This window comes from Pseudorhizobium flavum (assembly GCF_044142885.1).
GTDB lineage: Bacteria > Pseudomonadota > Alphaproteobacteria > Rhizobiales > Rhizobiaceae > Neorhizobium > Neorhizobium flavum.
Map to the genome: position 1 here is coordinate 188,976 of NZ_JBIOKZ010000003.1, position 14,366 is coordinate 203,341.

Genomic DNA, 14,366 nt, shown 5'->3' on the forward strand with positions numbered 1-14,366 from the left:
GTGATGTCCTGTTGTCAAATAAGGCCCGCGCGCAGCAGGGCCTTGATACTCTGGTCGAAGTGCTCATCCATCAGGCGCGCTGCTGCTGTGGGATCTCCGGCAGCGATGGCCTCGGCAATCGCAACATGGAGTTCGCTCATCGCCTGCCGCTCGTCGTTGCTCGTGCGACTTTTCCAGCCTATCGGCCACGTCTGTCGGGTGACGCCGCCGGAGGCACCGATGATCAAGGCGAACAGCGGGTTGCGGGAGGCGTGGGCGATGGCAAGATGCAAGGCAATGTCGTGCTCCATCACCTTTCGCGGATCGTCAGAATTATCGAGCATCGCGCGGGCATGAGCCGCGATCGCCCTTGCCTCCGCATCCGTCCGGCGCAGGGCCGCCAGAGCCGCGGTACGGGCTTCTATGGTTCGGCGCGCATCGTAGATCTGCTGGATATCGATCTGATCCGTTACCACGCCGTGCTCGATCGTCAGCGAGAATGCGTCGTCATCCAGTTGCGCCACGGTCGGGCGTTTGCCGGCGCCAAGCTGGACAAGATGGAGCGCAGCGAGCGATCGCAGCGCTTCACGGATTACCGTCCGCGATACCTGGAGTTCTTTCGACAAGGTGCCTTCGGCAGGGAGGCGATCACCTGGTTTCAGGTCCCGATCACGAATAAGCCGGGCGATCGCCGCGACGGCGCCGCCGACATAATCGTTTCCTATCTGACCCTGAGGCTCAAGCATGTCCTACATTCTTCGCAAACCTGTATGATAGGTTTTACGAGCGTCGCCAGGGTTTGACAAGTAGAACCTTGTGCTGCGGCCCTATATGGCGGATGCAGAATCGTAGGCGGCAATCGTGGCTTGCGCCCTCTCGAAGACCTCAGCGGCGCTCATGCCCGGTTTATAGAGGCTGGAGCCGAGACCAAAGGCGGTGATGCCGGCATCGATGTAGTCGCGGAAGTTCTTTTCGGAAACACCGCCGACGGCGGCGATCAGCAAGTCCTTCGGCAGGACCGCACGGATCGCCGTGATACCCGCCGGGCCGAGTACATTGGCGGGAAAGAACTTGAGGCCTGTCGCTCCGGCCCTTGCGGCGGCCAAAGCTTCGGTCGGAGTGAAGACACCCGGAAGCGTCACCATGCCGCGCGCGGCAGCGGCGCGGATGACGTCCGGCTCCACGTTCGGGCTCACCATCAGCCTCCCACCTGCCCCATCAAGCCGTTCCACATCCTCCACAGTCAGCACGGTGCCGGCGCCGATCAGGCAATCGGCCGGCGCCAGTCTCGCGGCAATTTCAATCGAGCGAAAGGGTTCGGGAGAGTTCAGGGGAATTTCAATTGCCGTAAAACCAGCCTCGATCAGTTTGCCGACCACCGCTTCTGCTTCCGCCGGCTTCAGACCCCGCAGGATGGCGACAAGGGGATAGGCCATGTCTGGGAACGGGATGCGCGTCATCATGTGGTCCTTTGCAATTGAAGCGGCAGTATCTGACGGGCGGCTGCCGAAAGGCCGGCGCGAACGGCCTCGTCCGCGTCGATCGTGGTGAACGGCAGCGACACCGCAGCAAACGCGCCCTCGTAGAGCCCTCGCAACCGTCCTGAGGCGACGAGGCGAATGGACGCGGCCTGCGAACCGGAGGAAGACAAGCCGCCTGCGATCTCAGCGCCGATCAGTACTCCCGACAAGCGCGCAGCGGCATCCGTGGATGTCAGTCGGGTGAGCAGCATGCCGGAGCGAACCGTAAAGAGGAGGTTCGTGAGACGCTGCGGAACTTTGAAGGCTGCGCGGACCGCTGCAGTGAAAACGGGATGGTCGCTATCGAACGAGCCTGCATCGGCAAGGGAATGCGCCAGCACCGAATGCTTCGAGACCACCTCGAAAAGCTCGCCCGTCATGTAGGTGGAGAATCCACTGACTGTCTCACCGCTGAGATGCACCCACTTCGAGTGAGTGCCGGGCATGCAAACGATCTGCTCACCGCTTGGCTCAGATCCGTCAAGCGCACCAAGCAGTTGCGTCTCCTCCCCACGCATCACGTCAGGAGCCTCGGGCGCACGCTGTGCAAGTCCGGGCAGGATGTGTACCTTTCGGTTAACTTCTGGAACCTCCACAGCGCCGGAGAGGACGGCCGGCAGCAGCGCCGGGACGTCCACGTAGCCAGCCTCGATCCAACCTTGGCGGGCGCCTGCCATCCCACAGATAATGACCGACAGATCCGCCGGGGCTTCGACCGCCTGCAGGTGGCTTTCCAGGACCTGGGGGAAGCCCATCTTTGCTGCGGAAGTCATGCCCTCGCCACTGCGGCGCTCGGCCAGAATTCTGCCGGCCGGGTCCATCAGCCACAGGCGGAAGCTGCTGGTCCCCCAGTCCACTGCGGCATAGGCGGGCGTCGTCAAAGCAATCCTCCGTCGATGATGATGGTTTGTGCCGTCATCCCAGCAGAGGCTGAGGAGGCGAGAAATAGGCAGGGGCCAACAAGATCAGCTTCCGTGAGCGGGCGCTTCAAGCATTGCCGGGCAACGGTGCTGGAGATACTCTCCTCCGTCAGCCACAAACGCTTCTGTCGCTCAGTGACGATCATGCCGGGCAGGATGGCATTCACTCGGATACCTTCCGGCCCCAGTCGGCCGGCGAGGCTTTTCGTCAAACCGATGATTCCGGCCTTGGCCGCCGCGTAGGAAGGCAGGTCGCCCATGTTGAGAAGATAGGAGATGGACGAGAAGTTGATGATCGAAGCGCTGGACGCCTGCCGCAGATAGGGAAGGCTGGCCTGGGTGACGAAGAAGATCTGCTTCAGATTGACGGCTTGGCTTTCGTCCCAATAGGCCTCTGTCACCTCGTCCACGTCATGCCGATCGTCCCAGCCTGCATTGTTGACGAGCACGGAAATGGAGCCAAGGCCGGCTGCGGCTTCCCGAACGGCATACTGTGCCTGCTCGACGGTTCTCAGGTCGGCTTTGACGTATGTCACCGGGTGCACTGATCCGGCGGAGAGTGCAGCCGCCAACTCGCGACTCGGCTCTTCGGCAAGGTCGATGAAAGCCACCTTCGCACCCTGGGCGGCGAATCCCGCAGTCAACGCGGCCCCTATGCCCGAGCCGCCGCCGGTCACGAGGACACCCTTTCCGGCAAGATCGGAGTGCTGGCCAATGAGTGCGGACAAGGCTTGCCCTTCCTGTCGGCGCTGCTTCGTCAGTTGAGGGTGTTCTATGCAGGCAACGACCAAAACACAAGAAGCCTCCAACGGAGACTTCTTGATCTGTCGGCGCGTTTTAGGAAGCGCTCCGGCGACGGAGGCTACTTCTCAAGCCGCTGTTTTTTTCATCCGCGATGCAGGGGTGGCATTCTGTTGACTTCCCGCGATGCGGAAGCGCCCGATCAGTGCAGCCAACCGCCCGCTGATGGCCGAAAGACTTTGTACCGAGGCATTCGCCTCCTCCATCAAGGCGGCGTTCTGTTGGGTAATCTGGTCCATGCTTCGCACAGCGGAGTTGATCTCGCCAATACCGGACGCCTGCTCCTGCGCGGATCGCGTCAAGGACGCGATGTTCTCGTTGATCGAGCCGACCCGCTTCCCAATGGAACTGAGCGATTCTCCCGTCAGATTGACGAGATCCACCCCGCGCTTGACGTCGGCGGAGGACCGGTCGATCAGCTCCTTGATTTCCTTCGCGGCAGCAGCCGATCGCTGAGCCAGCTCCCGGACCTCCTGGGCGACGACGGCGAAACCCTTGCCCTGTTCGCCGGCCCGCGCGGCCTCGACACCGGCATTGAGTGCCAGAAGATTGGTCTGGAAGGCAATTTCATCGATGACACCGATGATCTGGTTCATCTTCTGTGACGAACCTTCGATATCGCCCATGGCGGCAATGGCTTCCTTGACGATCTGCCCCGATTTAACGGTCTCCGATTCCGATTCCTGGACGACCGCCTGAACCTCGATGACGCGCTTTGCAGACTGGCCGGAGATCGTCGTGATCTGTTCCAGGGCGGCAGCGCTTTCTTCGAGCGCAGACGCCTGATGCTCCGTACGCTTGGCCATGTTGTCGGCAGCCGACGCGATGCCATCCACCTCAGCGCGCACCTCGAAGACGGCCTGGTTGATTTCCTGCATTGCCGTTTCAAGCGCTGCCACGGAATCGTTGAAGTTCGCCTTCAATACGTCGAAGTGGGAAGCAAGCTGCTCGCTTACCTGGCAGGTGAGATCACCTTGCGCCAGCCGGGAAAGAACAGTGGCGAGTGCAGACAGGGCAGCGTCCTGTTCTGCTTTTTCCGCCTGGCGCTGGGCCTCGAGCCGAGTACGTTCCTCAGTCAAAGCATCAAGATAGACCGTGATTGCATAGTCCATGTCGACCAGAGCCGCCTTGGTGACGGCGGCAAGGTCGTTGCTCAGCTTCTCGGCCTTGCGACCGTGCAGGAAGCCCTTGAGTTCCTCTTGAACGACCGCCTTGATGATCTGCTCGAGGATCAGAGCGTAGCCACCAATATACCAGCGCGGCTCAAGACCGATGCGCGCATGGGTTTTGCCAACGGTCGTCACACCGTCGACATAGTCGTCACGGTAGCTTCCCGAAGCAATTAGGGTCCAGTGCTTTTCCTGGCGGGACTTGGCATGCGCAACGTGGGACTTGTCCTTGAAGAACTTCGCCGTGTGCGGGTGGCGGGTGATCTTGCCATAGAAGGTGTCGAGGGCCGGGCCAAGAACACGGCTGATGAGAGGCTGGATCCCGGAAAGGCTACGCAATTGCGCGGCATCGAGCCCTACAAACTGCAGTCGGTCTTGAAGATCAGTTGTGCGGTGGTCTGGCATGGTGCCCTCGGTGAGATGTTTGTTATGGGCGCTACGAGGCGGGTCGCTCCACAATTCTCAATTCGCAATTAATTTAGCGTTAGCGATGATTGGCGCTGCATGCGTGAAAGAGCGAAGAGGCGGAGGGTGCTACTCCCGAACAGTCTGATGCCTGGGTCAGGTTGCGATTCAGCTTTTGTGAAGGAAGTGACGCCAAGCTGGCACCTGAGTTCCGAATCGTTCCAGTGCCACGAGTAGATATGACCCTTCTCCAATTCCCGTCCCATCGCCGCGCTGCAGACATCCGTCGATGTGCAGCGACCCTTCGCGACCTGCATGGTGAGAAGGCCAACCAGTTCTGGCGCAATGAGATGGCTCTGCTGGTGTCAGCGCTCCGGGAGGTTGGGGCGTGCGAGGCGGAAATCTCGCATCAGGCTCAAATGTTCATGAATGCGGTTCAACTGGAACTGCAGGCGGGCTTTGCCAACGAATCGATCGGCTGACTAACCGCTCTCAGCGCTTCTGCCGCTAGTTACGGACTCCTGACGCGCTTGCTCCGGGGTCTCCGGAGCCTCCTCATGCGCGCCGCAAGCTGGCCCGTGTCTTCGTTGCGGGATAACGTGACTGCCAGTCCTCGGCAAATGCCATGAGGTCCGCTGACGACATCGGACGGGCGAAGGCGTAGCCCTGCAAGGTCTGGCAACCCATCTCCCTCAGGATCTCCGCATGGGTCATCGTCTCCACGCCTTCCGCCACGATGCCGATCCCGAGAGAGCGCCCGATCTCGATGATCGACGCGACCAGGCGCCTCTGCGATTCCGAGACGTCGATGGGCGCCACCAGCTTCCGGTCGATCTTCAAGCGGTGCGGTGCAAGTTCTAGCAGGCTGACTATGGATGCATGGCCCGAACCGAAATCATCGATCTCCACCTGTACGCCGCGCTCCTTGAGGAGGCGTATGGCCGCTTTCAAGTCTTCTTCCTGATCCTCGAACGAGATGGATTCCAGGAGCTCGAAGGCAACGGTATAGCCGTCGGTCGGAAGGGCCTCCAGCATCCCAAGCAGTTTCGGGTCCTTGAGACGCTGCGCTGAAATATTGACCGAGAGCTTTGGTATCTCGATGCCGTGGGCGCCCCAGCGCGTCATCTGGAACAGGGACTTCTCAAGGATCAGCGCGTCAATCTCGGCAACCCGACCGAGGCCTTCCGCAACCTCCAGGAACTTGTCGGGCGTCAGGATGCCTCGTTCCGCGTGCTCCCATCGCGCCAGCGCCTCGACGCCGCTGATAGCGAGGGTCTGGGCGTCGAACTGCGGCTGGAAGAAGGGGACAAACGCGTCGCACTCCAGCGCTCTCAGCAACTCGTCCGCCGTCTGTTTCGTCTGGATCGTGACTGCTCGAAGATCATCAGAAAAGATCTCGACGCGGTTACGCCCTTTCTTCTTTGCCTCGTAGAGGGCGATATCGGCGTTCATCAGCAGTTGCTGCGGCGTCTCCCCCGCCATGGTCTGGCAGGCAATGCCAGCGCTGCAACCGATACGGCACTCCTGGCCTTCGATCTCGATGGGACGCGCCAGCATGGCGACGATCTCCAAAGCCACTTCCTGCGCCCGGTCCGCCGGATCGGGTCCGCAGGTGACGATCACGAACTCGTCGCCGCCGATCCGGGACACGACTTCCTCCGGTCCGACAATTTCCCGAAGGCGCGTCGTTGCGGCCTTGAGCACCTCGTCGCCCGTGCCGTGCCCAAGCGTGTCGTTCACATGCTTGAAGTGGTCCAGATCGATGTGAATGAAGGCGAGCTTTTGGGAAAGATCGGACGTGTCTGCCGTAACCATGAACTGGTCGAGAAACCGCCGGTTCGGCAGTCCGGTGAGGGCATCGTGCAGGGATTGGTGCTCGAGAATACGGCGCGTTGTCCGCAATTCCCGGTTCTGCTCCTCCGCCTTCGCTCTTGCTGTCCGCAACTCGACCTGCATGGCGATGTCCTCGGAGACATCCCAGTTGGCACCGACGACCCGCACCGTCCCGTCAGGAGCTTCCTCCACTGCGCCATGGGCGCGGATGTGGCGGATCTCTCCGGAGGGCAGGACTATCCGGAAGTCCTTCAAGTAGGGGAGACGTTGGTCGATCGATCGCTTGAATGTGGCCTGGGCGTCGATCAGGTCGTCGGGGTGGAGCCTTGCTGCCCAGTCCTGGAACGATCCCTGGTTCTGGTCATGGGGTTGACCATAGAGGTCGCACATGTGCGAATCCCACAGGAGATTGTCTGTCTCGGGGTGGTATTCCCAAACCCCGATCTTGGAGGCCTCAAGCGCCAGTTGCAGGCGGCGAGACAATACCTCCAGCCGCTCTTCGCGTTCCCGCAGCAGGAGATGGCTTCGATGTCGTTGCTGCATCAAAAGCCCCGCCCACACGAGAGGCGCGACGATGAAGAACGCCACGAGCGCCGCCAGGAAGCGGAACCGGGACATGTCCGAAGGCTCGCTGCTCCACCCGCCTTTGGGAACTGCCGCGAGATACCAGCTATCGTAGCCCAGATCGATCGCTGCCGTCACCGGATCTTCAGAGAACAGCTCCGGTCGACCGAAGAAGACATCACCCTCGTGCGGCGTCGGGCGCCGCGAGATAGCAATATCGAGTGTCTGGGACGGCGAGTTGACGTTGCTGTCCCAGTAGAGCCGGTTGAGATCGATGACTGCGGATACCAGACCCCAGAAGCGATTGGAACTGAGCGAGAAGACAGGGTACCTGGCGATCAGTCCCTGTCCGCCCTGGACGAGATCAACCGGGCCCGTGATCATTACCAGGCGACGGGCGACAGCCTGAACGGCCGTCTCCCGCTGTGAGGGCGTTGCCATGTAGTCGAGGCCCAGGCTGGCCTTGTTGGGCTCCTGGGGGTAGATCAACCGCACGACAAAGTCCGGTGCGCCGGCAACATTGCGGAGTTGGGAGGGGACCGCGAAGATCCTTTCCGCGACCGCTGCAAAGCGGGGCTGGCTCATATGCGGATCGGCCGCAACAGCTGCGACAAGACCGTGCACGAGGTTCACGTTCCCGTGCACGTTCGTTTCGAGGCGTGAGATGACATCGGCCAGTTGTTCAGAAGCCTTGGCGCGCTGGGTTTCCCGATGCTGCGAAAGCCGATCAGAATCGGAGAGGACGAAGATGGTCAGAACGGTCGTGATCGCGAGTAAGGCCGGGACGTAATAGGTCAACCCCCACCTCTTACGGGTGGCTTTAGGAGCGCGATGAGGGGGCTCTGATTGCATAAGCTGTGTCCGCCAGTTCAGCTGCAATCTCTCCGATAAACTTTAAGATATTCTATCCCGGATTGCCCTGAACCGCCGGGTCGCCGATGGCGCGAAAAGCTGCCACCATCCGTTACCCTTCAGAACCTGATCTCCGGAAGAATACTGCAAGATGGCACGGATCATGCAGCTACACCCATCAACGAACTGATGGAGCGCAGCATGGGCGATAAAGTGTTACAGAGCGAGCAACCGGGTCTCGAAATGGGGCAGAAGCAAAATGCAAGTTGGCACAACCAGCCAAGCAGCCCGCACTTGCCGAAGACGCAGGAATGGCTGAGAAAGCATCGGCGAAGGCTTGCGAGCAGGCTCGCCATGGGGCTTATTTCCTCGCAGTCCCGCTACGCCCTGCGGCGCGATCTCGAATTGCAGTTTGCTCCGCGACCCGCCAAGATCCCCATAACGGTCCGGCCCTTGTGCGCGGATGACCTCGATCTGCTGATGCCGCAGGATGATCTTTCAAGATCCTTCGATGAACAGCAGGAGATCGCATGGCGACGGAGTTTCGCCGACACAGTGGGAAGCGGTGGCTATGTGGCGATTGACGGTCGCGACGGTCGGCCGTGCTATGTGCAGTGGCTTCTCGGCGCGTCGCAGAACGATCTGATCCGACGGCTGGGAGGCTTCCCGCGGCTTGATGAGGACACTGCGCTACTCGAGAATGCCTATACACCCCCTAGTCATCGGGGGTTGGGTATCATGTCCGCTGCTATGGCGCTGATCGCGGAGCGCGCGGCCGCGTTCGGTGCGCGCTATGTCCTCACCTTCGTCGGAACGGACAATGTTGCCTCGCTGAAAGGCTGCCAGAAGGCCGGATTCGAAGTGCACCTGATTCAGCGCCGCCTGCGCGTGGGGTACGGATTGATCGACGTCAGTCTGTACAGAAAGGGCGGCGTTAGCGACGCACCGAAGTGACATCCCATCCTCGATGAGCAACAGGATTGGCGCCAGGCTTTCCGAAGAAGAGCCCAGGTCACGTGGTGATCAGGCTCCGGTCGTCCTTGGCAGCGATCAGCGTCTCGAGCATGAACTGTTCGCACAGGATGTGGCGACGAAGAGCCTCGGCAAAGCCGGTCACGAGCTGTCGGTCAGCCTGCTCGACTAGAGGTTCGTTCCCGGCCTCCAGCCGGGTCAAGGCCTGCAAGACGCGCTTGCAGGCATGAGCGTCGCCGCGATGTTCGGCCCTCAACCGTTGGACAGCGCCCGGGGAAAGCGGCGATGCGACCGTCCTGTCGAAGCTCGCAAACAGGCTGCGCTCTTCCAACTCATGCGTGTCCTCCAGAAGCGGCTGCATGGCATCGGCAGCAGTTCGCCAGTTCTCCGGGGCAATCTCTGACGGACCAGAGGTAGCGATCTCCTCGAGCAGAAGGCAGAGCGAAAGAAGCGTATGGTGATTGCGCTCCAGCGCGGCAACATCTGCCGCTCGCAGTTTCGCGTTTCTCGTCATGCTTCTCGCAATCTTCTTCCCCATCAAACAAAGAATTCTAGTCCGGCACATGTTTCACCAGCTTGCGCTTCCGCAAACAAATTCAGCGGGCCGGACATACCCGCTGATAGTCACGAATCCGGCCTCGGCGCGGCCCCAGCGAAAACTGAGGGTGTTGACTTTAGCGTCTCACGGTCCATTCTTGATATGAGCCGAATGGGAATGAGGAGATCCGGATGGCTGACTACCCGGTCAACGATCCGTCGGCGAAGGAGCCAAAGTCACGACGCCGATCTGAGATCGCGACCTTTCTCGTTCTCGCATTCGGGATCTGGCCGGTCGTTGCCGTTGGCGTGGTCGGTGGTTACGGTTTCCTGGTTTGGATGTATCAGATCATTGCGGGGCCACCTGGGCCTCCGGGCCATTGAGGCGGCCATGGGCGCGCCTCTTTCAAGACGTGACTTTCTGCGCGGGCGCGGCCCCACCAAGGGCAAGGTGGTTCCTCCCGGTTTCCTTGGTGGCCGACCTGAAGTCTGCTCTTCCTGCAGTCTTTGCCTTGAACGATGTCCTTCCGGCATCATCGTGATGGATCACGGCCTCCCTGCCCTCGACTTCACCCGGGGCGAGTGCACGTTCTGCGGTGAGTGCCGAAGCCATTGTCCTCAGTCCGAAAATCTCTTTGCCGGACCTGTCCTTCTATCGCATGTCGTTGAGATCGAGGGCGGCTGCCTCGCCATGAACGGCGTTGACTGCCAGGCCTGCCGCGATCACTGCCCAACCGACGCTATACGCTTTCGGCCACGCCTCGGGGGACCCTTCCTGCCCGAGATCAACGAAGATGCCTGCAGCGGCTGCGGTGCCTGCATCGGCGTGTGCCCGGTCGCTGCGGTCGCCGCCAAGACTGCAAGGGAGTTCGCAGATGCCTGAGACGCCCCAGCGCTACCACGTTTCCAGCGCAGTCGTGGTGACAAGACCGGATGCGGCCGACAGCGTCGCCGCAGCACTTGCAGTCATGGAAGGTGTCGAAATCTTCGCAGTCCAGGACGGCAAGATCGTCGTCGTCATCGAGGGCAGGACCAGCGGCCAGCTGGGTGCCGTGCTTTCCGAGATCTCGGGGCTGCCCGGGGTCTTCGCGGCCAATATGGTTTTTGAACACGCAGAAGACGAGGAGGCTTTCGGCGATGAACGCAGAACTGACGCGGCGTAACCTGTTAAAGGCGCATGCGGCCGGAATTGCCGCGGCGACAGCGGGGATTGCGCTACCGGCGGGCGCACAGCCGGTTCCCGGCGGGGTGGAGTCGCTGGAGATCAAGTGGTCGAAAGCGCCCTGTCGCTTCTGCGGCACCGGCTGCGGCGTTATGGTCGGCGTCAAGGAAGGCCAGGTTGTCGCCACTCATGGCGACATGCAGGCGGAGGTTAATCGAGGCCTCAACTGCATTAAGGGCTATTTCCTGTCGAAGATCATGTATGGCGAGGATCGCCTGACGCAGCCGCTTCTGCGCAAGCGCGACGGCGTTTACGCGAAGGACGGGGAGTTCGAGCCGGTCAGTTGGGAAGAAGCCTTCGACGTCATGGCTGACCAGGCCAAGCGCGTCCTGCGGGAGAAGGGACCGACGGCCGTCGGCATGTTCGGCTCCGGCCAATGGACGATCTTCGAAGGCTATGCGGCGACGAAGCTGATGCGCGCCGGCTTCCGTTCCAACAACCTCGATCCCAACGCACGCCACTGTATGGCATCGGCCGCTTACGCCTTCATGCGCACCTTCGGCATGGACGAACCGATGGGCTGCTATGACGATTTCGAGCATGCCGATGCGTTCGTGCTCTGGGGTTCGAACATGGCGGAGATGCATCCGATCCTCTGGACCCGGCTTGCGGACCGCCGGCTCGGGCACGAACACGTGAAGGTAGCCGTGCTGTCCACCTTCACTCATCGCAGCATGGATCTGGCGGACATACCGATCATCTTCACGCCGAGTACCGACCTGGCGATCATGAATTACATCGCCAACCACATCATCACGACCGGGCGCGTGAACGAGGAGTTCGTCAAGAACCACACGACCTTCATGAAGGGCGTCGACAACATCGGCTACGGGCTTCGCCCAGAGGATCCGCTGGAACTGAAGGCGACAAACGCCGGCGATCCGACAAAGATGGAACCGATCGACTACGAGGCATTCAAGTCGTTCGTATCCGACTACACCCTGGAAAAGACGGCGGAACTCACCGGTGCCGATCCAGGATTCCTGGAGGAACTGGCCGAGCTTTACGCTGATCCGGACCGCAAGGTCATGTCGCTCTGGACCATGGGCTTCAACCAGCACACCCGCGGTGTCTGGGCCAATCACATGATCTATAACCTGCACCTGCTGACGGGAAAGATCTCCGAGCCGGGCAACGGACCCTTCTCGCTCACCGGCCAGCCCTCCGCCTGCGGCACCGCGCGCGAGGTGGGTACATTCGCCCACCGCCTGCCCGCCGACATGGTGGTCACGAATCCCGAGCATCGGCACCATGCGGAAGAAATCTGGCGGCTTCCTGAAGGGCTTCTGCCGGACAAGCCGGGCTATCATGCGGTCCAGCAGGACCGGATGCTCAAGGACGGCAAGCTCAATTTCTATTGGGTTCAGGTCAACAACAACGTCCAGGCGGCGCCCAATACCGCTAACGAAACCTACCAGGGATATCGCAACCCGGACAACTTCATCGTCGTCTCCGACGCCTATCCGACGATCACTGCGATGTCTGCGGACCTCATCCTGCCGGCCGCCATGTGGGTGGAGAAGGAAGGGGCTTACGGTAACGCCGAGCGCCGTACCCATGTCTGGCACCAGCTGGTGAACGCTCCGGGGGAAGCCCGCTCCGACCTCTGGCAGATTGTGGAATTCTCCAAGCGCTTCACCACGGACGAGGTGTGGCCGGCGGAGATCCTTGATGCCCACCCGGACTATCGCGGCAAGAGCCTGTTCGACGTGCTGTTCAAGAACGGCAAGGTCGACCAGTTTCCGCTGGCGGAGGTGAACAAGGACTATGCCAACCGCGAGGCGGAGGCCTTCGACTTCTACATCCAGAAGGGCCTCTTCGAGGAATATGCCGAGTTCGGGCGCGGTCACGGGCACGACCTTGCCCCTTACGATACCTACCACGAAGTCCGCGGCCTGCGCTGGCCCGTGGTGGACGGGAAGGAAACCAAGTGGCGCTATCGCGAGGGCTATGATCCTTATGTGAAGCCCGGAGAGGGTGTGAAGTTCTACGGGCGCAAGGACGGCCGTGCTGTCATCCTCGCAGTCCCCTATGAGCCGCCGGCCGAGTCTCCTGACGAGGAGTACGACGTCTGGCTGGTGACGGGGCGGGTGCTGGAGCATTGGCATTCGGGCTCCATGACCATGCGGGTGCCGGAGCTCTACAAGGCGTTCCCGGGGGCCCGATGCTTCATGAACGCCGACGATGCGCGCAAGCGCGGTATCAACCAGGGAGCAGAAGTCCGGATCATATCGCGCCGTGGCGAGATGCGCTCACGCGTGGAAACCCGCGGCCGAAATCGCATGCCGCCGGGGCTGATCTTCGTGCCGTGGTTCGATGCAAGCCAGTTGATCAACAAGGTCACGCTCGACGCCACCGATCCCATCTCCAAACAGACGGATTTCAAGAAATGCGCAGTCAAGATCGTACCCGTCGCGTGAGCCGCGGCCCGATTGGAATTGCGGCAGCCTTCGCCGCCCTGTTCATGGCGACGATGGTTGTGGCACAGACGGTGCCGCAATTGTCCGGGCCGTCGGAGAAGATGGAGAATGTGCCCGCCAGGCCACTGCCGAAGTGGACAGTCGATGATGTCCGCAAGATGCGAGCCTATCCGGACCAGCCGCCGGTGATTCCGCATTCGATCGAGGGCTACCAGTTGTCCGTGAACACCAACCGCTGCCTTTCGTGCCACAAACGGGAATTCACCGAAAGCTCGGGTGCGCCGATGATCAGTGTCACCCATTACATGACGCGGGACGGCCAGATGTTGGCGGATGTGTCGCCGCGCCGGTACTTCTGCACGGCGTGCCACGTGCCGCAGGCGGAGGTCAATCCGCTCGTCGAGAACACCTTTCGCGATATGAGCGAAATGGGTGTGAAGCATCTCGGGGAGCACTAGAGAATGGACAGAGTAAAACGTCTCTGGGCCTGGGTCTGGAAGGTTCTCAGCACGCCCGCCGCAACGCTCAGCCTAGCCTTCCTAACACTCGGCGGCTTTGTGGGTGGCGTCATCTTCTGGGGTGCCTTCAATACGGCGCTCGAGCTGACCAATACCGAAGCCTTTTGCGTCAGCTGCCACGAGATGGAGACCAATGTCTACGAGGAGTTGACCCGCACCGTGCACTTCTCCAACCGCTCCGGCGTTCGGGCATCGTGCCCTGACTGCCATGTGCCGCACGAGTGGACGGACAAGATCGCGCGTAAGATGCAGGCCTCCAAGGAGGTGTGGGGCAAGATCTTCGGGACCATCAACACGCGCCAGAAGTTCCTCGACGAACGGCTACGGCTTGCCCAGCATGAATGGGCTCGTCTCAAGGCAAACGACAGCCTGGAATGCCGCAACTGCCATTCCTCCGTGGCCATGGATCTGTCGAAGCAGACGGAGCGTGCGGCTAATATCCATCAACGCTACCTGTTTTCAGGCCGCGCGACCTGTATCGATTGCCACAAGGGCATCGCCCATGAGCTTCCCAACATGCAGGGTGTGGAGCCGGGTTGGCAGATGCCCGACGAGCTCGAAGGCGAGGTCCTGCCGAGTGCATCCGCACTCGACGAACTGCGAAAGGCGATGGACCAGGCACATGTCGGGCTCGCAAGCATGAAATAGGACGGG

Annotated in this window: 15 protein-coding genes; 8 read left to right on the forward strand and 7 right to left on the reverse strand. The window is 61.1% G+C overall.

Translation table 11 applies throughout. The annotated features are described in order from the left end of the window. Positions 1-14: 14 nt before the first annotated feature. The 5 genes from ACEPP2_RS07860 to ACEPP2_RS07880 all read right to left on the reverse strand — a co-directional run bounded on the left by ACEPP2_RS07860 (position 15) and on the right by ACEPP2_RS07880 (position 4,794). The gene (locus tag ACEPP2_RS07860; protein ID WP_395516246.1) at positions 15-725 is read right to left on the reverse strand and encodes a FadR/GntR family transcriptional regulator; all 711 of its coding nucleotides are present in this window, start codon (positions 723-725) and stop codon (positions 15-17) included. Between the two features lie 81 nt (positions 726-806). Then, a complete protein-coding gene (locus ACEPP2_RS07865) occupies positions 807-1,439 on the reverse strand; it encodes a 2-dehydro-3-deoxy-6-phosphogalactonate aldolase (protein WP_281977250.1) in 633 nt (210 codons plus the stop codon). Beyond that, positions 1,439-2,380 carry a 2-dehydro-3-deoxygalactonokinase gene (locus tag ACEPP2_RS07870; RefSeq protein ID WP_281977058.1) on the reverse strand — a complete coding sequence of 314 codons (942 nt, stop codon included), beginning with the start codon at positions 2,378-2,380 and terminating at the stop codon, positions 1,439-1,441. The genes ACEPP2_RS07865 and ACEPP2_RS07870 overlap by 1 nt, the downstream gene beginning before the upstream one ends. Beyond that, positions 2,377-3,147, reverse strand: a complete 771-nt coding sequence (locus ACEPP2_RS07875; protein WP_395516247.1) for an SDR family NAD(P)-dependent oxidoreductase — start codon at positions 3,145-3,147, stop codon at positions 2,377-2,379. Before ACEPP2_RS07875 ends, ACEPP2_RS07870 begins: the two co-directional genes overlap by 4 nt. Before the next feature lie 141 nt (positions 3,148-3,288). Further along, positions 3,289-4,794 (reverse strand): globin-coupled sensor protein, encoded by a 1,506-nt coding sequence (locus ACEPP2_RS07880; protein ID WP_281977060.1) that lies wholly within the window; start codon positions 4,792-4,794, stop codon positions 3,289-3,291. A gap of 239 nt (positions 4,795-5,033) precedes the next feature. Here ACEPP2_RS07880 and ACEPP2_RS07885 point away from each other — a divergent pair, with 239 nt between their 5' ends. Next, positions 5,034-5,276, forward strand: coding sequence for a DUF6074 family protein (locus tag ACEPP2_RS07885; protein WP_395516248.1), 243 nt, complete (start codon positions 5,034-5,036; stop codon positions 5,274-5,276). A 73-nt stretch (positions 5,277-5,349) separates the two neighbouring features. On the opposite strand, the gene ACEPP2_RS07890 is transcribed toward ACEPP2_RS07885, so the two are convergent. After that, positions 5,350-7,989, reverse strand: a complete 2,640-nt coding sequence (locus ACEPP2_RS07890) for a bifunctional diguanylate cyclase/phosphodiesterase (RefSeq protein ID WP_395516249.1) — start codon at positions 7,987-7,989, stop codon at positions 5,350-5,352. A gap of 243 nt (positions 7,990-8,232) precedes the next feature. Here ACEPP2_RS07890 and ACEPP2_RS07895 point away from each other — a divergent pair, with 243 nt between their 5' ends. After that, entirely contained in the window at positions 8,233-8,997 is a 765-nt protein-coding gene (locus ACEPP2_RS07895) for a GNAT family N-acetyltransferase (protein WP_077548870.1), read from the forward strand. A gap of 58 nt (positions 8,998-9,055) precedes the next feature. Here the strand turns inward: ACEPP2_RS07895 and ACEPP2_RS07900 are convergent, their stop codons facing one another. Next, entirely contained in the window at positions 9,056-9,529 is a 474-nt protein-coding gene (locus tag ACEPP2_RS07900; RefSeq protein ID WP_175637683.1) for a hemerythrin domain-containing protein, read from the reverse strand. Positions 9,530-9,744: 215 nt separating this feature from the next. Between ACEPP2_RS07900 and napE the strand changes: the two genes are divergently transcribed. From napE to ACEPP2_RS07930, 6 genes are read left to right on the forward strand one after another with little or no spacing between them, the layout of a single operon-like run. After that, positions 9,745-9,936, forward strand: coding sequence for a periplasmic nitrate reductase, NapE protein (napE, locus tag ACEPP2_RS07905; protein ID WP_077548872.1), 192 nt, complete (start codon positions 9,745-9,747; stop codon positions 9,934-9,936). Between the two features lie 7 nt (positions 9,937-9,943). Further along, positions 9,944-10,435, forward strand: coding sequence for a ferredoxin-type protein NapF (locus ACEPP2_RS07910; protein ID WP_077548873.1), 492 nt, complete (start codon positions 9,944-9,946; stop codon positions 10,433-10,435). Beyond that, the gene (locus ACEPP2_RS07915) at positions 10,428-10,715 is read left to right on the forward strand and encodes a chaperone NapD (protein WP_077548874.1); all 288 of its coding nucleotides are present in this window, start codon (positions 10,428-10,430) and stop codon (positions 10,713-10,715) included. The genes ACEPP2_RS07910 and ACEPP2_RS07915 overlap by 8 nt, the downstream gene beginning before the upstream one ends. After that, the gene (napA, locus tag ACEPP2_RS07920) at positions 10,690-13,194 is read left to right on the forward strand and encodes a periplasmic nitrate reductase subunit alpha (RefSeq protein WP_395516250.1); all 2,505 of its coding nucleotides are present in this window, start codon (positions 10,690-10,692) and stop codon (positions 13,192-13,194) included. Before ACEPP2_RS07915 ends, napA begins: the two co-directional genes overlap by 26 nt. After that, the gene (locus tag ACEPP2_RS07925) at positions 13,164-13,652 is read left to right on the forward strand and encodes a nitrate reductase cytochrome c-type subunit (RefSeq protein WP_052640652.1); all 489 of its coding nucleotides are present in this window, start codon (positions 13,164-13,166) and stop codon (positions 13,650-13,652) included. The genes napA and ACEPP2_RS07925 overlap by 31 nt, the downstream gene beginning before the upstream one ends. A 3-nt stretch (positions 13,653-13,655) precedes the next feature. Further along, the gene (locus tag ACEPP2_RS07930; RefSeq protein ID WP_077548876.1) at positions 13,656-14,360 is read left to right on the forward strand and encodes a NapC/NirT family cytochrome c; all 705 of its coding nucleotides are present in this window, start codon (positions 13,656-13,658) and stop codon (positions 14,358-14,360) included. Positions 14,361-14,366: the final 6 nt, after the last annotated feature.

Bases quoted from the DNA above. Each gene is read 5' to 3' on its own strand.
- ACEPP2_RS07860 (WP_395516246.1), bottom strand. From the start codon at position 725: ATGCTTGAGCCTCAGGGTCAGATAGGAAACGATTATGTCGGCGGCGCC.
- ACEPP2_RS07865 (WP_281977250.1), bottom strand. From the start codon at position 1,439: ATGACGCGCATCCCGTTCCCAGACATGGCCTATCCCCTTGTCGCCATC.
- ACEPP2_RS07880 (WP_281977060.1), bottom strand. From the start codon at position 4,794: ATGCCAGACCACCGCACAACTGATCTTCAAGACCGACTGCAGTTTGTA.
- ACEPP2_RS07885 (WP_395516248.1), top strand. From the start codon at position 5,034: ATGACCCTTCTCCAATTCCCGTCCCATCGCCGCGCTGCAGACATCCGT.
- ACEPP2_RS07895 (WP_077548870.1), top strand. From the start codon at position 8,233: ATGGAGCGCAGCATGGGCGATAAAGTGTTACAGAGCGAGCAACCGGGT.
- ACEPP2_RS07900 (WP_175637683.1), bottom strand. From the start codon at position 9,529: ATGACGAGAAACGCGAAACTGCGAGCGGCAGATGTTGCCGCGCTGGAG.
- napE (WP_077548872.1), top strand. From the start codon at position 9,745: ATGGCTGACTACCCGGTCAACGATCCGTCGGCGAAGGAGCCAAAGTCA.
- ACEPP2_RS07910 (WP_077548873.1), top strand. From the start codon at position 9,944: ATGGGCGCGCCTCTTTCAAGACGTGACTTTCTGCGCGGGCGCGGCCCC.
- ACEPP2_RS07915 (WP_077548874.1), top strand. From the start codon at position 10,428: ATGCCTGAGACGCCCCAGCGCTACCACGTTTCCAGCGCAGTCGTGGTG.
- napA (WP_395516250.1), top strand. From the start codon at position 10,690: ATGAACGCAGAACTGACGCGGCGTAACCTGTTAAAGGCGCATGCGGCC.
- ACEPP2_RS07925 (WP_052640652.1), top strand. From the start codon at position 13,164: ATGCGCAGTCAAGATCGTACCCGTCGCGTGAGCCGCGGCCCGATTGGA.
- ACEPP2_RS07930 (WP_077548876.1), top strand. From the start codon at position 13,656: ATGGACAGAGTAAAACGTCTCTGGGCCTGGGTCTGGAAGGTTCTCAGC.